Source organism: Aquidulcibacter paucihalophilus (genome assembly GCF_002105465.1).
GTDB lineage: Bacteria > Pseudomonadota > Alphaproteobacteria > Caulobacterales > Aquidulcibacteraceae > Aquidulcibacter > Aquidulcibacter paucihalophilus.
Genome location: NZ_NCSQ01000012.1, coordinates 1 through 21,087, shown reverse-complemented (window position 1 = coordinate 21,087; position 21,087 = coordinate 1). Strand labels below are relative to the sequence as shown.

Sequence of the window (21,087 nt, the reverse complement as noted above, 5' to 3'; positions counted from 1 at the left end):
GATCTCATTTCCTGTTTCAGGCGGTGGCGACACAGAGGAGTTGGTCGATATTCAAAGTCATCAATAGGCGGCCATCCAATCGATAAACGCCTTGGCTGACATCTTTCCAATTCGGGTTTAGATTGACTGGATTGGGCTCAAAGTCAGAGTCTGACAGACGCAGGACTTCGCCAACGGAATCCACAAGAATGCCGTAAGCTTCGCCCTGATATTCAACGCCCACCGCCATCATTCCGGCAAAGCCTTGCGGCCGGGAGGGCAGGCCAAGACGGCAGCGTGCGTCAATTGCGGTTACGATACGCCCGCGCAAATTCAACACGCCCGCAATTTCCGGGCGGGCACCAGGAACTGGGGTTAAGCCTTTGAGGGAAAAAACATCTTGGATGTCAGTAACCTCAACGCCGAACAATTGGTCAGCGACATGAACGGTCACAAACTCCTTGGTTCCAGCCTTGGCTAAAGCCAATTCGCTTTCTTGGCGCGAAGCAAGGGCGGTCATGCGGCAATCTCCAATTTGGCGGCGTGTTCGATAGCGGCAATCAGGCTCTCCCGGTCTGACTTGCGGACGAGGGAGGCAAAGCCTGTCGCGTCTGCATCCGGCGAACCCGAAAGGGCCACAATGCTGGTGCCAGCCAAGCGATCATCGCTCAACAAGCGACGGGCAGAGGCGACATCGACGTCAATGTCGGTCAACACCGCGGCGGGCTTACGATATTCAGCGCAGACCAAAGCGGCAGAGACTGTCTCAACGGCTTCCACTTCATAACCAGCCGAGCGCAACAGCGGCGACAACAGGTTGCGGAAGAACGGATTACGCTCCACCAAAACAATATGTTTGGCAGGCTTATTGACGCCTGGATCGTCCCAATTGGTCAAAGCAAGGTTCAAATAGTGGCTGACGTCGAGAACTTCGGTCGCTTTGCCCTTGATGACGGCCACGCCTAGGAGGCCAGGGCGGTCGGCAGCCATTTCAATATCGAGGGCTTCTTCGACAATGTCGACAATCTTGTCGACAGCCATACCTGCTGCCAAGCCATTATAGGTAAAGACCAAAACAGGCTGAATGCCGGTGGTGGCAATCGGGGCATAAGGGTCGGCCGCCACGATTGGCATCAACTCGCCACGATACTGCACCAAGGTGCGGCCATCGCCTTGCTCGAAGCTGGTCGCATCCAATTCCTCAAGGCGCGTCACCAAGGAGAGCGGCACGGCCTTTGGTTGTTCACCACCGGCTTGGAAGACGATCATGGACGTGGTTTCAGGGCGCTGGCCGCGCTTTTTCTGAACCGCTTCAACAACTTCTTCAACGACTTCTTCGGCCTGTCCAACGCGGCGATACACAGCACCTGGGTCAATAATCATGATTACAGAGCCATCGCCTAGAATGGTTGCGCCTGAGAAGGTGCCCACATCTGCCAAGGCTTTAGAGAGCGGCTTCACCACAATTTCTTCGGTGTCGAACACTTCATCGACGACCACGCCAAACAATTGACCCGAGTGCTGCATCACCACAACAAAGGCTGAATGCGACTCGTCAATGACCGGGTCACGTGGCGGCACGCCCAAGACTTCAGAGAGATCAACCAGCGGCAACAAGCGGTCTCGCAAGCGCAGAACGCGCGCGGAATTGAGGATTTCGACTTTGTGCTCGGAAGCCCCGCCCGCACCGACCAATTCGACAATCGACAATTGCGGGATGGCAAAGCGTTGCTGGCGCGAACCCACGACCAGAGCCGATACAATTGCCAAGGTCAGCGGGATTTTGATGAAGAATTTGGTGCCCCGACCCTCGGTGGATTGCAGATCAATCGTCCCGCCAATCAGTTCAATATTGGTGCGCACCACATCCATGCCGACCCCGCGGCCAGAAATGCTGGTGACCGCAGCTGCGGTTGAAAACCCAGGGGCAAAGATAAAGCGATGGATTTGCGCGTCCGACATGGTCCACGCTTGCTCTTCGCTAACAAGGCCATTTTTGATAGCTTTATCGCGAATCCGCGATGTCGACAGACCTGCGCCGTCATCGGAAACTTCGATCACAATATGACCGCCTTCATGATAGGCGTTCAGGCGGATCGTTCCCGTCTCCGATTTCCCCGCCGCAACGCGTGAGGCCGGCGCTTCGAGACCATGATCACACGAATTGCGGATCATATGGGTCAGAGGGTCTTTAATCAGCTCCAAGACTTGGCGATCCAATTCGGTCGCCTCCCCATCCATGACGAGGTCGATCTTCTTGTTCAGATCGCGAGCCGCATCGCGCACAATCCGGGGAAGCTTCTTCCACGCTGAGCCAATCGGCTGCATGCGCGTCTTCATCACGCTGTCTTGCAACTCAGCCGTCACCGCAGATAAGCGCTGCAGCGGGCCCTTAAACTCGCTATCGGTGGCGTTGCGCACCATTTGCATGAGCTGGTTGCGCGTCAGCACCAGCTCGGAAACCATGGTCATCAGGGTTTCAAGCACTTCCACATTGACGCGAATGGTTTGGTTGGACGAGACCGTGCCACCTTTGGCGGCTGCATCATCATCTTCGTCCTTAATCGCGCGCATTTCTGGGGCGGCACGGCGCTCCACTGCGGGGGCGGCAGACGCTGTGACTTCGGCATTTGCAGCGGCGGGGGCAGGTGCGGCGGCAACAGGCTCTAGGTCATCGTCTGGCGTTGCAGCCAAGAATGCTGCTTCAAGTTCGGCCAAAGAGACTTCGCCGGGGCGGAGTTCGCGGCCGAGGTCTGGATCCCAGCGAAGACCAGAAGCTGAAACGGGGGCGGGTTCTGGGGCGGGGGCAGCAGCAACAGGCGCTGGCTCGGGGGCAGGTGCGGCGGCTTCCACTGGGGCAGCAGCGCTCGGGGCAGGATGGCCTTCTGCGGCCAATTCCAAAGCCCCAATCAAAGCGCTATCGTCACCCTCGGGCTCCACGCCCGTGGCTTCAAGCTCTGCCAAAATTTCTTTGATGCGGTCGATGCTTTCCAAGACCAATTGCACTTGGTCGGGTGTTGCCACCAAAGTTCCGTCACGGAATTTGCCTAAGAGGGTTTCACCCGCATGGGCAACAAATTGCAGACGTGGCAAACCTAAAAAGCCACACGTTCCCTTAATCGTATGAACCAGTCGGAAAATACTGTTAAGTGTATCACCGTCCGTAGGATCGGCTTCAAAAACAACAAGCTGAGTATCGACGGTTTCGAGGAATTCATTTGTCTCGGTTATGAATTCGCCAAGTAGTTCATCCATAAAACTAGCCCTTTGCCGACGCGTTGAATTTGACGCTTGACGTCAATCATCTGCACACAATGACGGCGGACGGTTAAGACAGGACTAAATTTTGAGCAGAAGTGCAGTATTATGCCGCTATACGAGCAATTAGTTCAACGCGTTCTTCACTTTCGCGGGCGGCCAGTTCGGCACGCGCGCCTGATGCGGTGATAAAGGCGAGATAGGGCTGGACAGAGCGCCCATCAAAACCCCCTTCCGGCATCTCGCCGGCTAAGCCCGCACGCACGGCGGGCTTCAAGCTGGCGCGCGGGCCAGTGGCAATGACATTCATGGTCAATTTGTCGTCTTCTTGCCCACCCGTGACTTCCAATTGCCCGCCACGGGGCAAGCAATCAAGGCCAACAAGGATCAGATTCATCAGGATTCTTGCGGCCGCCCGTGGTGCTGTCTGTACCGGCAGTGTCCAAACCAAAGCGGGCTTTTGGCTTTCAATAAAGCGGCGAGCTAATTCTTTGAGTTCACCTAAATCCGCCGTGCCAGGCCCGGTTGTACCAGCGCCAAAAGTGGCGCGCATAAACTCTAGCTTCACTGCCGCTTGTCCGGCCGAGTTGCGGATAAGCTCCATCGCTTGCTCGCGCATATCTGCACCGTGGTCATCATCCAAAATGTCTAGCGCCGTTGTGAGCGCCGAGATGGGCGACACAAGGTCGTGGCAAATACGTGAAGAAATTAGCGCAACGAGAGTGGAGGCATCCATAAGCATAGACCCTCTCTGCCCCGATTCGGTAACTTGCGGTCAGAAGAGCGCATTAGATGGCACAAGTTCGTGTTTTTGGCCCAGTTCAGCAGCCACAATATCTGGTGTTATCAACATGTAGAGGGGAGCCCATATTTGTGGAAAACCCTATCACTAGCCCTTGTGTTAAAAAGTCGTGAAGCTACTATGGGTGGGCACACAGATAGTCGGCCTTGAGGGCTGGGCACAAGATATGGGGATATTCATGACCAACGGCTGGACAGATGATCGCGTCACCCTACTCAAGAAGTTGTGGACAGATGGGCTGTCGGCCAGTCAAATTGCAAAGCAATTGGGCGGTGTGACGCGCAATGCCGTCATTGGTAAAGTGCATCGCTTGGGCCTTGCCGGTCGGGCGGCACCATCGCGTCCCATTAAGCGCATTCCTGTGCCAACCGCGCGTCCGCGTCCAGTGTTGGTGGTGCCGCCACATGTCGCAGCCAAGGTCGAGTCTGCCGTAAAGGCTTTGGCCCCGGCAGCCCCCGCTCCAATCGTCAAGCCAGTCGCCAAGCCAGTCCCACCCCCGCAAAAGCGTGGCGACCTCATTGGCGTTCTGCAATTGGGCGCCAATATGTGCAAATGGCCCATCGGCGACCCCGGCGATCCTGACTTTGGTTTCTGTGGCGCGCAATGCAGCTCTGGTGCCGTTTATTGCACCGAACATGCGGCGATCGCCTTCCAACCCGCGCTCAGCCGTCGCCAAAGCGGCAGCAAAGAAGATCGCGCGGCGTCAGAAGTCCGCCGCCTTGCCCGCTTGGCCAATTTCTAGGTCATCTAGCTTTGACTACAGGCGTGTAGCGCTCTCGCCAGAGGGCGCTACTTTTTTTTAGCACCATGCGCCCAAAGCACGCGCTGGCAACCGCGAGTCCGGTCGCGGTGAAGGCTCGGTTCCTCGAAGAAACCAAAAAAAGCCGCGCCCTCAAGTGAGGGCGCGGCTCTTGTGTGTCGATGGCATCGCTAAATCTTAGTCTTCAAGCAGACGACGGGCGATCACTTGGGCTTGGATTTCGCCAGCACCTTCAAAGATATTGAGGATACGCGCATCGGCCAATACCCGGCTGACGGGATATTCCAGCGCAAAGCCGTTGCCGCCGTGGATTTGAAGCGCATTGTCCGCCGCTGCCCAGGCCACACGTGCGGCCAACAGCTTGGCCATGCCTGCTTCCAGATCACAGCGCTTGTCTTCATCCTTTTGGCGGGCTGCAAAATAGGTGAGTTGGCGTGCGCCCAAGATTTCGGCGGCCATTTGTACCAATTTGTTGTGCACGCGCGGGAACACAAAGATTGCGTCGCCAAATTGCTGCCGGTCGAGTGCATAGGCCAAGCCCAGATCAAGCGCATTTTGTGCCACGCCAATGGCGCGGGCGGCGGTTTGGATGCGCGCACTTTCAAACGTGGCCATCAAATGCTTGAAGCCCATGCCCTCGACACCACCGAGCAGGTTTTCAGCAGGTACTTTGAACGCATCAAAGCCCAGCTCATATTCCTTCATACCGCGATAGCCCAAGACCTCAATTTCGCCCCCGGTCATGCCCTCCGCAGGGAAGGGGTTTTCATCGGTGCCGCGCGGTTTGGGGGCCAAAAACATGGAGAGGCCCGAGAAATTGGTGGTTTCTGGCTTGGTCCGCGCCAACAAAGTCATCATGTCGGCCCGGGCTGCATGGGTGATCCAGGTTTTGTTGCCCGTAATCTCCCAATGGCTACCTTTATTCTCGCCACGTGTGCGCAGCGCTCCAAGGTCTGAGCCAGTGTTCGGTTCGGTAAAGACAGCGGTTGGCAGGGTCTCAGCCGAGGCAATTCGGGGCAGCCAATAATTCTTTTGTGCATCGGTGCCGCCGGTCAGAATAAGCTCTGCCGCGATTTCAGAGCGGGTGCCCAGTGAACCCACGCCAATATAGGCACGCGACAATTCTTCCGAGACAACGCACATCGCCGTCTTGCCCATGCCAGAGCCGCCAAACGCCTCAGGAATGGTTAGGCCAAAAACCCCAAGCTCTGCCATCTCTGTCAGGACCGACATGGGGATCAATTCATCGCGCAAGTGCCAGCCATGCGCGAATGGGGCGACCTTTTCCTGGCCAAAGCGGCGGAACGTGTCGCGCACCATTTCATAAGTCTCATCCAGACCGGTGACTTCAATCGTGCCCTTACCTTGGGCTTGGGCGACAAGATCCGCCGTCCGGGTTTTGAGGTCTTGGGTGGCTGCTGCCAGTAGGGCCGCCGTAGCCGGACCAGACAGGGCCTCCTCCACACTGGCTTCAAGACCCAGCTCAGCCGGGCGGATGGTTTCGCCCTGATTCATGGAAATCCCGCCTTTAAGGTCTCCCAGATAGCTGGCAAACAACAGGCAGGAGAGAGCAGATTCTGTCTCGCCGAACAGGCCTTCGTCTTGCAGTTTAAGTGCCCAATTGGCGACTTCGCGCAGGGTCTCCACATAGGTCGCGATCCACGCAAGCCCGTGTACGATATGCTGCTCTTGGTCGATTAGCTTGCGGTCAATCTTGCCTGCTGGGGCCACGCGCTTGCGCACAAAAGCCAAAGCCGCCGTTTTGATCGGTGCAAGGGCTGCCGCACTTTCCGCCAAAAGGGCAGGAACGGTCTGAGGGGATAGGTCCAAAGCAAGCGTTGGCATGGCAGCGTTCATGGTAAGACTCTCTGATTTCGCATCTGCAGCATGACATAGCGCACACGCGGCAGAAGGCAAAGGCTAAATTTAGCCCTATCTGCGCAGTATTTTTCTAATTTGAGAGCTAACATCCCCAAATTGGGGATATCATTTTCCAGAAGAGCGCGGTCTGCCGTAAAAATAACCCTGTTGGCCGATCACGCCGATCTCGCGCAGGGCCTCTGCCTCTTCGGCCGTCTCGACCCGTTCAGCCACCGTTTCCATGCCAAGGCCGCGCGCCAATTGGTCGATCGCCACGACAAAGGCGCGACTATCTTCTCGCGATTCAATGTTCTTCACATAGGCACCGTCGATTTTGATTTCGTCCAGTGGCAGAGCGCGGATCGAGCGGAAAGACGTATGGCCTTCGCCAAAATCATCGAGGGCCAAGCGGGCGCCCGCAGAGCGAACAGATTGGCCAAAACGCGCTGCCGCGTCCAAATCATGAATGGCAATGGACTCGGTTATCTCCACCGTCAAACGGTCAGAGATCGACCGATTATAGGCCAAGATGTCGAGATAATCGCGACAGGCTGAGGAATCCGCAATTGTCCCGGCCGAGACATTAATCGCCAGCTTGATCGTATCTTCCCGTGTCAGAGCGCTGAGCGCGAGATTGAGGGTCTCAATATCTAATTCCCCGACCAAGCCAGCTCGCTCTGCCGCCGGAATAAAGTCGATGGGCGCGACAACCCGTCCATCGACTTGGATCAGTCGAGACAAACATTCCCACCGCACCACTTGATTGTCAGCGGTGGAGATGATGGGCTGGCGGAACAGGCACATGCGATTGTCCGCTAGCGCAGACCTCAGCATAAGTGTTTCAGGGTCATTGGCCGCCCGTGGTTTCGGCGGCACATATTCTGGAGCAAGCGCCATAATCTCGCGGAACACGATGATCTGGTGGGCCACGTTAGCAATTACTTCCAGATTGCTGGGACGTCGGATCGTTACCGGATGGCCGCGGCGCATCGCTTGGAAAGCGGCCCCTTCGACCGCTAAGTCCAATTCATCAAAATGACTGGGCGGCCTGTCCACTTGCAGGAAGACCGCCGCCTTGACGGGATCTACCCACGACAAGCCGCCTGTCGCGTCAATCTTGCAGGCTGTCGCGTGCAAGAGGCTCAACGCATCTTCCGCCGGGCTTAGTGTGGCGTGTTGCAAGGGCTCAAGATGGATCGAATGGACCATTCGAATACCTCTGACCTATTTCCCCTCAAAAGAGAAGTCCTAAAATGCCCCGTAGCAGGCCCTATCGTTTGGGGCGTCCGCCCGCGCGTTCTGCCGCCTTTGCAGAGACTTGGCTGGGGAGAGGCACAAAATCGAGGGCCGTTTCAATTGCCGCCAAGGGCGCTTCAGGCGGTGTTATCCAAGGAAGGCCAGTCTTTTTAACGCTTGCACTTGTTGCTTCCAGGTCAGACGGCTTCAGATTGCCGGTGATGGCGGACAAAGCGATGGTCGCAGCTTGCAGGTCGCGCACGGCCCGGGCTTGGGCCAATTGGGCTTCCAACAATTCCTGCTGTTGGATCAGCACGTCCAAAGTGGTCCGCAGCCCAACCGATTGTTCAAGCTCTGCCCCTTCAAAGGCAATCTGGGCCGCCTTGACTTGTTCAGCTGAGGCGGTCACCGCAATACGGGCCACGCGGGCTTGGTGCCACGCATTGGTGGTGCGCTCTGAAATCTGGCGCTCTCCATCTACAGCAGAAAAGCGCGCGGCATTGGCATTACCCAAAGCCTCGGTAATGCGGGAACTGGCAAGGCCACCGGTGAAGATGGGCACCGATAGACGCGCTGTCACAGACGTATTGCCACTGCGATTGCCGTCAAAGCTTGAATCAACGGCCCAAGCTTGGCTGGCTTGGATGGTGATTTTGGGACGGTTCTCGGCCTCAATCACTTTGGCCCCCGCCATGGCAATCGTCTCGCCCAAGCGGATCGCTGCAAGATCAGGATTATTGGCCCGTGCTAGAACAAGCGCTTGATCAAGGCTGGCTGGCCCTGCAACTTCCTTGATTTCAGGCGTGAGTTCGGTGGGTGCTTGGCCGATGAGGCGTTCAATGGCCGACCGGCTGGCATCAACGGCTGCTTCGGCGGCGGCCAAAGCGGTTTTGCTCGCCGCTTGGCGGGCTTCAACTTGGGCGACATCGGTCTTTGTCACGTCGCCAACTTCAAAGCGCACACGGACGGCTTCTAGCTGACGGTTCAAGGCCGCCAAATTCTGGCGACGAATTTCAACGGTTCGAATGTCGCGGCGCAGGTCTGCATAGGCGATGACCACATCCCGCATCACGGCCAGTTCGCTGGCTGCTAAACGTGCATCGGCTTGGGCGATTTGGGCGTCAGCCAAGCTCATCGCTGCCTTTACCCGACCCGCCAGCCAGATCGGTTGGGAAGCCGAAATGCCATAGGTCGTCGGCGTTGTCTCATTGGCCAAGCGGCTTGAGATCACGCCGGTTGAGCTGATGGATCGGGTCCAGGATTCTTGTTGTCCATAGGTGGCCTCGCCCCCAATCTGCATCCGTCTTTGCGCAACGGCTTGGACACGGCGCTGGCCAAGGGCGCGTAGATTGGCGCGCTGGCTTTCAAGGCCTGGATTGGTTTGCAAGGCCAGTGTGACGGCTTCGGGCAATGATTGTGCGAAAGCTGGGCTGGTCATCACAGCTAAAATGGCCAAGGATATGCTGAAGCGGGCGGCGTTTTTTACGGTGTTCATTGTTGGAGCATCTTTGTGTTTGTGCACCACAGCATGTGGCAGGGGAGGGAACTCACGCGGCTGGTTTTTGTGCCTGAGATTAGATTGGTAGTGGCGTGACAAAAGCGCTTGTCATGCTTTAACCTTATTCGATGAACAAAAGAGGGGGGTGGCAGATATCCTTCCGTAAAGTTCACAACTAATTGAGCGCAAAATGACTCGTTTGGCTAGATGGCAATTGACCTTCCGACCGGTGTGGTCACACAATACGGCTGTGCGGGGTTCAAAATGGTTTGTGGAAACAAAGCGAGCCGACGTTGAGACGTCTATTAAGGGCAGATTGTGATCCATGAAGGATGATGCGACTTTGAGCCAAGGCACCCCCCTCAACACGCGGGAAACGGGGGACAATCCCACCCGCTTTAACCTTCGTCGGCGGGATATGATGGGCGGGTTGGTTTGGCCAAGTCTGTGTGCGACGGGCTTGTGCAGTGCTGCAGCAAGTCCTGCTTTAGCCCAAGCCAAAAGCAAAGCGCCGCCTGCTGAGCGCGGCATAAACCCTCTGACCTGGCTCAATCGCGGCCGGGATAGTTTTGATACGGTCTATGAAGCCTCCACGGGCGTGGTTGCGGCACGCCTGCGTGACTTTTCGATTCGCGCGCCGGACGGAAATCTTTGCCAAGCCCGTCTTGCCTATCCGGTGACTGTCTTTGACCGCATGCCTCTGATCCTGTTCTGCCCCGATGCGGGGTGCAAGGGGGCCATGTATGATCCTTTGATCGGTGCTTTGGCGGCGAGCGGCTATTTCGTCATCGCCTTGGACGATCCCCGCGCGGTGAGTCTCAAAGCCAGCGACGGCAGTACGTTGGTGGCGAGTTTGCCAGATCAACGTAAGCCCAGCCTCGCCGAAGCCCGCTTCCTAATGGATATGTCTTCGGAGGCGGCCCAAATATTGGGGCCGCATGCCAATCGGGTGGATGCGTCACGCATTGGCGTGGCAGGCCATGGAGAAGGCGCTTGGATGGCGCTGAATTTGGCGGGTTGGGGGTCTAGCGAGTCCGATGTCGCCATTACCCGCGACGGCCGCGTCATGGCAGCCTTTGTGCTGGCCCCATCGGCTTTAGAAGCCAATAGGCGGATTGTGAATGGCGTTGCCGACGGTGGCGCCTTGGCCCTTTTGGCCGGTCCGAAGGGCACTTTGCCACAAGCTTTGCCCGGCAGTGGTCTGATCGCCCTTGGTTTGCCTGCACGGTCGGCCACCTTTGGCGGCTTGATTGGAAATCCGGCCGTGGAGCGACGTAAAGGTTCGCGGCAAGTGATGGAACAAAAGCCATTGGCCGCAGCCGTTGCAGCCGCCTCGATCTTCTTTGATTGGGGCCTGAAACGACAGGGAGACCGCAAACGCACCTTGCTTGGCCTGAATGGTCGGGTCGTTGAAGGGCTGGCTCAACCCTTGCAGCTCAGCCGCGCTTAGATTGCTGATTGGGTGCGCAGCTGCCTCAGCCCCCTGTTAAATTCGCCCGCGTAAAGCTCATTAAGTCGATCAGAACTGCAAAATTTCTGCGGGCCTAGTGCGAAAGCAAGACAATGCCCTTAAATAAGCGGGTCTCAACCCAATGGGAAAAATTTATAGACCAAGGTTGATGGGGAGGCTTTAGGCCAATGAGTGATGATGCAAATGCCACCAAAACACCCGTAACCGATACGGTGTCCGCGGAAGCCGTGCTGCCCGAGATCAAGGTTGAGTCGAAAGATTTAGTTCGTATCCGTGGCCAATTGTCCTTGGATGACCGGGCTTCAATCGCCACCTTTGGCGATAATGCCCAGCGCAATGTCGTGGCCTATGCCGACCGGATCCTGGCCCAAACGCAAAATCGTGAGTTGGGCGATACGGGCCGTCTGTTGACTGACATCATCGCGAAAGCCAAAGGCCTAGACCCGGCCGCCATGCAGAAGAAAGGCTTCTTCGGCAAGTTATTTGGCGGTGCGCGCGCCGAGATTGAAAAGTTTAAAGGCAAGTTCGAAGACGTCGCCAGCCAGATCGACGCCATTGCGATCCAATTGGAAAAGCGCAAGGACGGCTTGCGGCGCGATATTGCCGTCTTGGATGATTTGCACGAGCAGACAGCCGCCTCTATCGCCCAGCTCAGCGCCTATATTGAGGCGGGTGAGGCGTTTGCCGCCGAAATCAAAGCAACCCGCTTGCCAGAGCTTAAGACCATTGCCGATGAGGCTTTGTTGACCGGTGATGGCATGATTGAAGCCCAAGCCTATCGCGATGCCCAACAAGCGATGGAGCGGCTTGAGAAGCGGATCTTCTATTTGAAGCAAGCCCGCCAAATCGGCATTCAGCAATTGCCGCAAATCCGGATTGTACAAGCTGGCGATGAGACTTTGGTGGAGAGCTTACAGGCTTCCACCCGCCTGACCATCCCCTTGTGGAAGCAAAAGATGGTGCTGCTCTTGGGGCTGCGCCGTCAAGAAGATGCTTTGGCCATGCAAAAGGCGGTCACCGATGCTACCAATGAAATGCTGCGCCAGACCTCGTCTATGATGAAGGATCAGGCGATTGCGATTGAAGAGCAGTCCCAGCGCGGCATTGTTGACCTTGAAACCTTGGAACAGGCCAATCGCGACTTGATCGATACGATTTCGGGCGTCCTTTCCACGCAAGAAGAAGGCCGCCAGAAGCGCGCCATGGTCGAAAAGCGCATGGATGAAATGACCCAAGAATTGCGGCAGGCTTTGGTACAAGGACGCGTGTCCTAATTCATGGCCCGTCGCCGCTCGAAAGACTGGTTAAAGGAAGAGTTCAACGTTCGGATTCGTTCGCCGCAATCCTTGGGCGTGCTTGCTTTCTGGTTCCTGATCTGGGCTATTTGCGACTTTAACCCTTGGGTCGGTATCGGCTTGTTCTTTGCAGCGGGCGGGTCGATTGGCCTTTTCGGCGGCAAGCGCGACACGGTTGATGACCTGTGGGGCTATGACGATGATGAGGAGGATGATGACGACGGCGAGGATGACAGGCCGCGTCGTCAAGGTGGCGAATCGGAGGCTGCCGCCCGGGCGCGTACCAATGGCGAGGCTTTGCCCGCACCCGAAGCCCCACCAAAACTGCATCAAGCCGTTATTGAAGACGCTAAACCCGCCTTGGTGCGCCTAGAAGCGGCCGCCAGCGTGGCCGAAGGCGAATTGGGTGCCCGCCTGCGCAATATGGTCGCTCGTGTGAAAGAGGTGGAGATGGGTCTGCGGCAGGATCCCTCGAAATTGTCTGACGTTCAACGCCTCTTCACCTATTATCTGCCCGCAACGGCAGATTTATTGAGCGCGCGCGGCGCAGTAGCCGGTGGGGCCGATCCTGCGCGTTTGGCTGAGATTGATGCGATGATTGGCAAGCTTGATCTTGCCTATACCGACTTTGCCAGCCGTCTTCGGGGCCACGATGCCCGCAGCCTCGAGATTGATTTGCGCTTGCTCGATCAATCCTTGGACGATGAATTCGCACACAAGACAAAGGGTTAAGAGATGGCCCAGCCGCCGTCTGACTCACAAAGGCCGCGCCGGAATGGGGCAGGAACCTCGTGGTGGGTCATTTTTGGCTCCTTAGCTGCTTCGTTAGCGATTGGCGGCGCGCTGCTTGTTGAACTGCGCTCTGGTCCGATTGTGGCGGGGTTGGTGGCCCTGTCGCTTTACGGCTTTCTCACGGTGGCGCTGCCCAAGCTTATCCAGCGCAAAGTGATACCAGACGAGCCCAGCCCCCCCGAACTCGACCCAGACGATAGCGATCCCCGCCACGCCCTCATGGTCGAGGCCCACCAGCATATCTTGGCCATCCGCGCCGCCATCCCCGCCGTGCCACTTCCGGTCGCCCAAGTCCTCGACGCTTTGGTCCGTCATGGCTTGACCATTTTGGATACGGTGGCGAGCCAACCAGAAAAGCTGAACCCCATTCTGCGCTTCTTCACCTATTATCTGCCCGCCACGGCCGATCTGGTATCTGACCGGCTGAAACTAGAAGCCCATGCTGGCCAAGCCCGCTTGGCCGAAATCGACCACACATTGGGCCGCTTGCAAGAGGCTTTCGCCAGCTTTGAACGCGCGGTGGTGGAACCCGACCTCGCCTCTGTCGATCTCGACATCGAACTCCTCGATCGCGCCTTGAAGGATGATTTGGCACCTCGGTGAGGGGGCATCGCCTGCAGGAAGGTGTATGCCTATAGCCCTGCACCCACCTGCCCAAAAACCCCGGCAAAGCTACACGTCAACCGCGCCCAAAATTGCCGGTAAAAGACCCGGGAACTTCGCATTAATCTCGTCACACCGAAGCGTATGTATGACCGAGACCCCCTTGCGAGTGGCCCGTACCACGCCAGCCGCTCTCAATTTGGCATAATGCTGCGACATGGTGGCTTTAGGAAGGTCTGGTGGGGCCGCTGCATTGCAAGACAAGCCCGTACCCTCACACGCCCGATCCGCCGCCAGTGCACGCACGATGGCACGCCGCGCCGGGTCTGCCAGCGCGTAGAGGACAGCATCAAGGGTCACATCTTTCATGTCGGGGTGAATGAAGTTTTGCATCGCTTCTTATAGCGCATTTTCTCTCAGGCAGCGCAACCAATGACTTTAAACTTTCTATGTCCACGGTTCAGAATTTCAATTGTTCGGATTTATTGAATTAACGAACTCTGCCTCTTACCTGCGAGCTATCGGGCGGATGGACCGCCTGGAGTGACGACGACATGACACAGAAATTGAATGGAAAAACCGCATTGGTAACAGGTGCTTCGCGCGGCATTGGTGCAGAAGCTGCCAAACGCTTGGCCCAAGATGGGGCCTTTGTTGTGCTCCATTATGGCAAGAATGCTGCAGCAGCGGAGACGGTCTTGGCGGAGATCCGTCAGGCGGGCGGCGAAGGCGCTTTAGTTCAAGCCGACCTTGCTCAGGCGGATGAGGTTATCAAGCTTGCCGCTCAGACAAAAGAGATCCTTCACGCCGCTACAGGGAAAACCACGCTCGACATCCTGGTCAATAATGCGGGGATCGCACATTTCAGTGGCTTTGCTGAAACAGCTGTTGCCACCTTGACGGAAACATTCGCGGTCAATGTTGTCGCGCCCTTCCTTTTGACCCAAAACTTGGTCGAGGTGATCCCGGATGGTGGTCGTGTTGTGTTTGTCACCTCTGTCGTGTCCAAGACCTATTTTGCCGGGATTCCGGCTTATGCGGCCAGCAAGGGCGCGGTGGATACACTGATCGTACATCTGGCTGCGGAATTGGGCCTGAAAGGCATTCGCGTTTCCGGTGTTGCGCCCGGCGCGATCCACACCGACATGAGCGCGTGGCTCGGCTCTGACGAGGGCAAGGCAACAGCCAACAATATGCAAGCCCTGCAGCGTACCGGTCAACCAGAGGACATCGCCAATGTGATTGCCTTTCTTGCCGGGCCCGATGGTGCTTGGCTTACCGGCACAATCGTGAACGCGTCGGGCGGCACAAAACTTTAGCCGTGGCCGCTAGACCTGTGGTGCATGCCAGCGATGGCATGCACCCTGCCGCGAAAATCAAAGATAGCCTCCACCCCGAAAGTAAAACGCCCCCCTGCTTGGGCAGGAGGGCGCTTTTATAAAAACGTCAATGGCACCAACAGCGCGTTAGGTGCGCGGTGCCATGACCATGGTCATTTGTTTGCCTTCGAGGCGGGGTTCGCTTTCGACCTTGGCAATGGTTTCAAAGTCGCGCTTAACCCGCATCAACAGGTCCACGCCCAAATGCTGGTGCGCCATTTCGCGGCCACGAAAGCGCAGGGTGACTTTGACCTTGTCACCTTCTTCGAAGAAGCGTGCCATGGCGCGGGCTTTGACGTCATAATCATGATCGTCAATCATCGGGCGGAGCTTGATTTCCTTCAGCTCAACAACCTTCTGACGCTTGCGCGCTTCGTTCTTCTTCTTCTGCTCTTGGAATTTGAATTTTCCATAATCGAGGATCTTCACCACGGGCGGGTTTGCAGTTCCTGCGATTTCTACGAGGTCCAGCCCAGCCTCTGCTGCGGCATCAAGCGCTGCAGCTAAAGGCATCTCGCCTTGCTTTTCGCCGTTCTCGTCAATCAGAAGGACGCGCGGTGCGCGGATCTCTTCATTGATGCGGGGGCCGTCTTTAGTGGGCGTTGCAGCCATAGGGCGTCTGATGTTCGTCTCTCCATAATTTACGCGGTTGGGTTCCGCAAATGCCTTCGGCTCGGCTTTCACCGAGCACATCTAGATAATGGATGTAAATGAACAATCCTTCAAGGCGTCATGATGTTTGTGCTTCAAGAATTGTCGGCGTCACCGCGCGGGCGGCGGCCAAAACATCTTGAACGCGGATGGTATCAAAGTTGCGCGCGACCAAGCCAACGGTGGCTGAGCCGCGAGGTGCTGCTTTGCGCACGCTGGTTTCATTGGGATTGATAATGGCCAAAGTTGGCGCACCCGCAGCGGCTGCGATGATGGCCATATCGCCTTCAGAGCCCACGGCTAGGATGGATTTCCTTGCTAAACCAATATATTGGAACACGTCGAGCCGCGCTACAAGATCGAGCGCCTTTGGCGCAATCGCGCGAATCTCAACCGCCAGCTCCACAGCCGCCGGCCCACCGACCAAGACAGGCTGGATCCCACGGGCCTCAAGCGCCAAGGCCAATTCGCCATAACGCGCCGTCGGCCAGCGCTTGGAAGGCTCTGCGGCCGGGCCTTCTGGGGCCAGAAAGGCAAAAGGCTCACCAATGCCATGGTGGCGTGGGGTCAACTTGGTCTGGTCTTTCACCACTGATTCGACCCAATCTAGGTCAGGTACGGGCGACAGGCCCGGCGCAAAACCCTCTTTGGGGCCCACGCCGCAGGTCATGAGTTGTTCGGCATGCCGGTCGAGCCGATGCAGGGTTAGGCGGGTGCGGTCAACATGGGGGTGTGAGCAGCCAACAGCGCCCCCTGACCACTTCGGTTGAAATGGCCAAAGCAGCTTAAACAAGGCCTCGCTCTCGGCGCTATTGGTCAAGTCATAGACCATGGAATAGCGCTCTTGATGCAGCGACCAGATGAATTTGGCTTTGTCGATCAGCTTGGATTGCGGCCAGCGCACGTCAACCCGATCAACATAAGGGGATTTGGACAGAAAACGCACATTGCCACGTTGGGTCAGCACGGTGATCTCAGCATGGCGATGATGCTCACGCAGCATAGCAAGCGGGGCAAGTGCCAATACCGCATCGCCTAAACTCCCCAAAACAATAACTAAGATGCGCTCCGGGTTCACGTCTGTTCCTGTCACTTCTATGGTTCGATCAGCCGCTGGTACAGCGAAACTGTGGCAGATTGTAGGGCGCGGGTGGTGAAGCGTTCCCGCACGCGTGCGGCCCCCGCTAAACCCATCGCCGCTCTTTCAGCCGGTGACAGCGCCAAGAGTCGGCCCATACAATCTGCCAAGGCTTTACCATCCCCGGCAGGGCTCAGAAACCCCGTTACCCGGTCTTCCACAGTTTCGCGCGCACCGCCCAGGTCTGACGCGATGACGGGCAGGCCCATCGCTTGCGCTTCTGCCGCTGTGCGGCCAAAAGCTTCGGGCTCTGTGGATGGGGTGACCGCAAAATCAGCCAAGGAAAAGGCTGCTGGCATATCATGGCAATGGCCCACCAGATGGACATGGCCTTCCAGCCCCAAGCGGCGAATATCTTGCCCAAGCTCTGCCCGATAGGTGTCGCGGCCTTGTGGGTCGCCCACCATCAAACAATCGATCTCTCGCCCGTCGCGCTTTAAGTGCCCCAAGGCTTCCAGCATCACCCTGTGGCCCTTCCAAGCTGTCAAACGCGCGGGCAGGATGGCGCGTGGGCGTGGGCTTTCGAGGGCAATCCCCCATTGGGCTGCCAGTTCTTCGCGGCGCTTGACGGTCACCGCTTTTGGGTCAAACGCCGCCACATCAACCCCGCGATAAATCACCTCAATCTTGTCGGGGTTGACTTTATGCTCGGCCAGAACGTGGTCGCGTGTATAGCCAGAATTGGCGATCACACGGTCGCCGCGCGCCATCACGCTATTGTACCAACGTTTAAGGCTCGATTTGGCATTATAAATGCCGTGATAGGTCGTCACAAACGGCGTCTTCGTGCGCCGTGCGGCTATTAGAGCACTCCAAGCCGGCGCGCGCGAGCGGGCATGAACCAGATCGACCTTTTCCTGCTCGATGATTTGGGCAAGCTTGCCGGCATTAGACACAAAAACCGTCCAAGGATTTTTGGAATTGGCCTCGCCATGAAGGTGCTTCGCGCCCAGTGCTTCCAAATCAGGCACCAATCTGCCGCCCGCACTGAAAACCAAAGCCCGGCCACCGGCCTCGACAATGGCACTGGCGACTTCCAAGGTCGTGCGCTCTACCCCGCCAGTGGCCATTTCAGGCACAACTTGCAAGAAGGTTTTGTTCTGAAGAGACGCTAAAGGGGGGAGGGGTGGGGACAAAATTCGCCTATTCCAGTAATTCCAGCCAAGGTGTTCTTGCGTTTAGCGGAGAGCCAGCTAATTGCCTACCCGAGCGCGCCATAATAAGTCGCGATCGTAAACAAATTCAGGGAGTTTCCAATCATGCACTTAGACGATTCTATCGCAGCTATCGTAACCGGCGGCGCTTCTGGTTTGGGCGAAGCCACCGCACGTGCCCTGCGGGCGCACGGTGTTAAAGTCGCGCTGTTTGATATGAATGTGGCGCGCGGCACCGAAGTCGCTGCCGAAATTGGCGCAACCTTCTGTGAGGTCAATGTGACGTCAGAAGAAAGTGTGGATGCAGGCTTTGCCAAAGCGCGCGCAGCCAATGGGCAAGAGCGTATCCTCGTCAATTGCGCGGGCACGGGCAATGCCATCAAGACCGCCAGTCGCGACAAAAAGACTGGTGACATCAAGCACTTCCCACTTGATGCTTTCAATATGATCATCCAGATCAATCTGGTTGGCACTTTCCGCTGTATCGCCAAATCGGCGGCAGGCATGTTGACGCTTGATCCGCTGGAGGATGGAGAGCGCGGTGCCATCGTGAACACCGCTTCGGTTGCCGCTGAAGATGGTCAAATGGGTCAAGCCGCGTATTCGGCTTCCAAGGGTGGCGTTGTGGGCATGACCTTGCCCATCGCGCGCGATTTGATGAGCGAAGGCATTCGCGTCAACACCATTTTGCCCGGCATTTTCAATACGCCTTTGATGAATGCCGCCCCTGATGCGGTAAAGGACGCCTTGGCCATGAGCGTGCCATTCCCCAAGCGCTTGGGCTTGCCGCATGAATATGCGCAATTGGCTTTGACCATGATCACCAATGGCTATTTCAATGGCGAAGACGTCCGCTTGGACGGCGCCATCCGTATGGCCCCACGCTAAGCGACTTGGGCACCTGCAGGGTCCTGCGCTCTGCGGGTGCCGCCTATTTTACGCGGCGAACCGCTTGGGCCTCTATTTCGATCAGGGGGCCCGGGCCACCGACAAGACCTGCCACCTGAATGGTGGCGCGCGCGGGCTTATTGGGCTGGGTTGGTGTACCGAAATAGCGTTTATAGGCTGCCATCATGCCAGCAAAATCCATCGCCCCATTCTGGGCCGGATCGCCTGCTAGATAGACGCGCATCATCACCACATCGCCTAGGCCCAGTTTTTGGACAGCCAGAGCCTCTTCCAGCCGTTTGAACACCAAATCGGCTTGTGCTTCGGTAGTGCCGCCATAGCGCGCGGTTGACCCTGCAGGGCCTGCTTGGTCATGGTGGGGCGGCAGGAGGCCGCTGATGTAAATCGTCTCAAAGCCGGCGGGCACCACAACCGATTGGGCGATAAAGGCCCCCTCGGGCACATAGCGTGTGACCTCGTCTGCGCCCGCGGGGGCTGCGAGGGTAAGCGTGAGTGCGACGGCGAGGGCGTGGATGGCGGGGTAGATACGCATGATTTGAAACCTTACCAAAAAAGGATGAATTACCCGGGAGTAACCTATGGCCACGGGATGCATGGCCTGAAAGCGCGTCACGCACGAGCGTACCCCTCGCGCAGCCTGCAACAGCGCCCTTTTAATCGCTCGCTTAGCCCTAAAGGATGAATTACGGAGGAGTAACTTGCCGGTGCCTCCCATCCGTGTCCAGCCCAATCCGGCCATTTTGCTGTGATGGCCTTGCTGAATGGCCCATTAGCCTCAATGATGGCGAAAGCCTGCACAATCAGGCAGCAGAACAAAAACACCCTGTGGGAGCACGACCGCCATGACACTTGAAATCCTCGCAACCGACCTGCAATTTCCAGAAGGCCCAGTGGTGTTTGATGATGGCTCTGTTGTGTTTGTTGAGATTAAGTCGGGCAATCTCACCCGCTATTGGCATGGCAAGACCGAAGTCATTGCCCATCTTGGCGGCGGGCCAAACGGGGCTGCCCTTGGCCCGGATGGGGCGATGTATATTTGCAATAATGGCGGCTTTGCCTGGTCAGACTTTGGTGGCCTCATGGTGCCAGGCCATGAGCCGCCCGATTATTCGGGTGGGCGGATAGAGCGGGTAGATCTTGCGACTGGCAAAATCGAGCGCCTGTTTGATACCATTGATGGTCATGCCCTGCGTGGCCCCAATGACCTTGTGTTTGATCGCCATGGCGGCTTTTACTTCACCGACCATGGCAAAAGCCACCACCGCCACCGCGATTATGGCGGCCTCTTTTATGTGACGCCCGGTGCCGCCTCTGCTCATGAACTCGATCACGGCTATACCTCGCCCAATGGCGTCGGCCTCAGCCCGGATGGCAAGACCGTCTATATGGCTGACACGATGGAAGGCAGGCTTTATGCCTTTGACGTCGTAGGACCCGGCCAAATCGCTCCCGTGAGCCCCTTCCGCGCCGGCCGCGTGGTAGGCCGTGTCGACCAATGGACCTTGTTTGATAGTTTGGCGGTCGAAGCCGATGGCACTGTGGCGATCGCGACTTTGATCAATCCCGGCATTACCCGCATGGACCCCGCAACCGGTGCGCACAGCCTTGTGCCGACCGACGATCTGATGACCACCAATATCGCCTTTGGCGGGCCGGATATGCGCGACGCCTATATCACCCTGTCCTCCACCGGTCGTTTGGCAAAAATGCGCTGGGACAGGCCCGGATTGCGGCTGAATTATCAGGGGTGAGGGTGAACCGGGTGCAGCCCGACAAGACCGCACCGCCTCACTCACCGCCGCTAAGGTCATGGTTTTCTACTTGGACAGCCTTTGCCACAGGCTTTGCCTATGCAAAGGCCGTATCGAGTTTGGGCGCGCAAGATGGGGCGTCAAGGGGCGCGCTTCGCGCGTCGACGAAGTCGATTTCACCCCTTGACCCCGCATCTTGCGCAGGAACAATTTTCGGGCGGCTTCAAGGCAAGCACAGCTTGGCTTGAACCGTTCCAAAGCAGAAGAAGCTCAAACGGCGTCACCAAAGGTCTAGATGTTGCGCGTAAAGCGGTCCTGCACAAAACTCTACCCACACCATTGTCATCCCGGACGGCGTCAGCCGATCCGGGACCTCCAAGCGCAAAGCCCCATGGGGTCCCCGCTCTTCGCTGATGCTCCGACGGGGATGACATCGTTTAGTTAAGTCAGCCACTAAAACGCGGTGTCATCCCGGACGGCGTCAGCCGATCCGGGACCTCCAAGCGCAATGCCCCATGGGGTCCCCGCTCTTCGCTGATGCTCCGACGGGG

At 57.3% G+C, this 21,087-nt stretch carries 19 protein-coding genes; 8 read left to right on the top strand and 11 right to left on the bottom strand.

Annotated elements, in window-relative coordinates; all coding sequences use genetic code 11:
* Positions 1-16: 16 nt before the first annotated feature.
* The 3 genes from B7364_RS00525 to B7364_RS00515 all read right to left on the bottom strand — a co-directional run bounded on the left by B7364_RS00525 (position 17) and on the right by B7364_RS00515 (position 3,973).
* The gene (locus B7364_RS00525; RefSeq protein ID WP_085337986.1) at positions 17-499 is read right to left on the bottom strand and encodes a chemotaxis protein CheW; all 483 of its coding nucleotides are present in this window, start codon (positions 497-499) and stop codon (positions 17-19) included.
* A complete protein-coding gene (locus tag B7364_RS00520) occupies positions 496-3,234 on the bottom strand; it encodes a hybrid sensor histidine kinase/response regulator (RefSeq protein ID WP_085337985.1) in 2,739 nt (912 codons plus the stop codon). Before B7364_RS00520 ends, B7364_RS00525 begins: the two co-directional genes overlap by 4 nt.
* Before the next feature lie 109 nt (positions 3,235-3,343).
* On the bottom strand, positions 3,344-3,973 hold the full coding sequence (locus tag B7364_RS00515; protein ID WP_157893386.1) for a histidine phosphotransferase family protein: 630 nt from the start codon (positions 3,971-3,973) through the stop codon (positions 3,344-3,346).
* A gap of 244 nt (positions 3,974-4,217) precedes the next feature.
* Here B7364_RS00515 and B7364_RS00510 point away from each other — a divergent pair, with 244 nt between their 5' ends.
* The gene (locus B7364_RS00510; RefSeq protein WP_085337983.1) at positions 4,218-4,781 is read left to right on the top strand and encodes a GcrA family cell cycle regulator; all 564 of its coding nucleotides are present in this window, start codon (positions 4,218-4,220) and stop codon (positions 4,779-4,781) included.
* Between the two features lie 195 nt (positions 4,782-4,976).
* Here the strand turns inward: B7364_RS00510 and B7364_RS00505 are convergent, their stop codons facing one another.
* The 3 genes from B7364_RS00505 to B7364_RS00495 all read right to left on the bottom strand — a co-directional run bounded on the left by B7364_RS00505 (position 4,977) and on the right by B7364_RS00495 (position 9,390).
* Positions 4,977-6,656 carry an acyl-CoA dehydrogenase family protein gene (locus B7364_RS00505; RefSeq protein ID WP_085337982.1) on the bottom strand — a complete coding sequence of 560 codons (1,680 nt, stop codon included), beginning with the start codon at positions 6,654-6,656 and terminating at the stop codon, positions 4,977-4,979.
* Positions 6,657-6,785: 129 nt separating this feature from the next.
* Complete coding sequence (locus B7364_RS00500) at positions 6,786-7,868, bottom strand: EAL domain-containing protein (RefSeq protein ID WP_085337981.1); 1,083 nt, start codon at positions 7,866-7,868, stop codon at positions 6,786-6,788.
* Positions 7,869-7,929: 61 nt separating this feature from the next.
* Positions 7,930-9,390: a TolC family outer membrane protein gene (locus B7364_RS00495; protein WP_085337980.1), complete on the bottom strand. Its 1,461-nt coding sequence runs from the start codon at positions 9,388-9,390 to the stop codon at positions 7,930-7,932.
* Between the two features lie 328 nt (positions 9,391-9,718).
* Between B7364_RS00495 and B7364_RS00490 the strand changes: the two genes are divergently transcribed.
* The 4 genes from B7364_RS00490 (at position 9,719) to B7364_RS00475 (ending at position 13,554) form a co-directional block, all read left to right on the top strand.
* Entirely contained in the window at positions 9,719-10,843 is a 1,125-nt protein-coding gene (locus B7364_RS00490) for an alpha/beta hydrolase (protein ID WP_085337979.1), read from the top strand.
* Between the two features lie 188 nt (positions 10,844-11,031).
* Positions 11,032-12,138, top strand: a complete 1,107-nt coding sequence (locus B7364_RS00485) for a toxic anion resistance protein (protein WP_085337978.1) — start codon at positions 11,032-11,034, stop codon at positions 12,136-12,138.
* A 3-nt stretch (positions 12,139-12,141) separates the two neighbouring features.
* Complete coding sequence (locus B7364_RS00480) at positions 12,142-12,891, top strand: hypothetical protein (protein ID WP_085337977.1); 750 nt, start codon at positions 12,142-12,144, stop codon at positions 12,889-12,891.
* A 3-nt stretch (positions 12,892-12,894) separates the two neighbouring features.
* Complete coding sequence (locus B7364_RS00475; RefSeq protein ID WP_085337976.1) at positions 12,895-13,554, top strand: 5-bromo-4-chloroindolyl phosphate hydrolysis family protein; 660 nt, start codon at positions 12,895-12,897, stop codon at positions 13,552-13,554.
* 69 nt (positions 13,555-13,623) lie between these two features.
* Here the strand turns inward: B7364_RS00475 and B7364_RS00470 are convergent, their stop codons facing one another.
* Positions 13,624-13,947 (bottom strand): ArsR/SmtB family transcription factor, encoded by a 324-nt coding sequence (locus B7364_RS00470; protein WP_085337975.1) that lies wholly within the window; start codon positions 13,945-13,947, stop codon positions 13,624-13,626.
* A gap of 161 nt (positions 13,948-14,108) precedes the next feature.
* Between B7364_RS00470 and B7364_RS00465 the strand changes: the two genes are divergently transcribed.
* Entirely contained in the window at positions 14,109-14,873 is a 765-nt protein-coding gene (locus tag B7364_RS00465) for an SDR family NAD(P)-dependent oxidoreductase (protein ID WP_085337974.1), read from the top strand.
* Positions 14,874-15,020: 147 nt separating this feature from the next.
* Here the strand turns inward: B7364_RS00465 and infC are convergent, their stop codons facing one another.
* The 3 genes from infC to B7364_RS00450 form a co-directional block, all read right to left on the bottom strand.
* Positions 15,021-15,545 (bottom strand): translation initiation factor IF-3, encoded by a 525-nt coding sequence (gene infC / locus B7364_RS00460; RefSeq protein WP_085338011.1) that lies wholly within the window; start codon positions 15,543-15,545, stop codon positions 15,021-15,023.
* A gap of 118 nt (positions 15,546-15,663) precedes the next feature.
* On the bottom strand, positions 15,664-16,662 hold the full coding sequence (locus tag B7364_RS00455; protein WP_157893385.1) for a glycosyltransferase family 9 protein: 999 nt from the start codon (positions 16,660-16,662) through the stop codon (positions 15,664-15,666).
* A gap of 17 nt (positions 16,663-16,679) precedes the next feature.
* Positions 16,680-17,858 carry a glycosyltransferase family 4 protein gene (locus B7364_RS00450; RefSeq protein ID WP_232780761.1) on the bottom strand — a complete coding sequence of 393 codons (1,179 nt, stop codon included), beginning with the start codon at positions 17,856-17,858 and terminating at the stop codon, positions 16,680-16,682.
* 123 nt (positions 17,859-17,981) lie between these two features.
* Here B7364_RS00450 and B7364_RS00445 point away from each other — a divergent pair, with 123 nt between their 5' ends.
* On the top strand, positions 17,982-18,764 hold the full coding sequence (locus B7364_RS00445; protein ID WP_085337971.1) for an SDR family NAD(P)-dependent oxidoreductase: 783 nt from the start codon (positions 17,982-17,984) through the stop codon (positions 18,762-18,764).
* A 43-nt stretch (positions 18,765-18,807) separates the two neighbouring features.
* On the opposite strand, the gene B7364_RS00440 is transcribed toward B7364_RS00445, so the two are convergent.
* Complete coding sequence (locus B7364_RS00440; protein WP_085337970.1) at positions 18,808-19,317, bottom strand: RidA family protein; 510 nt, start codon at positions 19,315-19,317, stop codon at positions 18,808-18,810.
* A gap of 310 nt (positions 19,318-19,627) precedes the next feature.
* Here B7364_RS00440 and B7364_RS00435 point away from each other — a divergent pair, with 310 nt between their 5' ends.
* Positions 19,628-20,536, top strand: coding sequence for an SMP-30/gluconolactonase/LRE family protein (locus tag B7364_RS00435; RefSeq protein ID WP_085337969.1), 909 nt, complete (start codon positions 19,628-19,630; stop codon positions 20,534-20,536).
* Positions 20,537-21,087 lie beyond the last annotated feature (551 nt).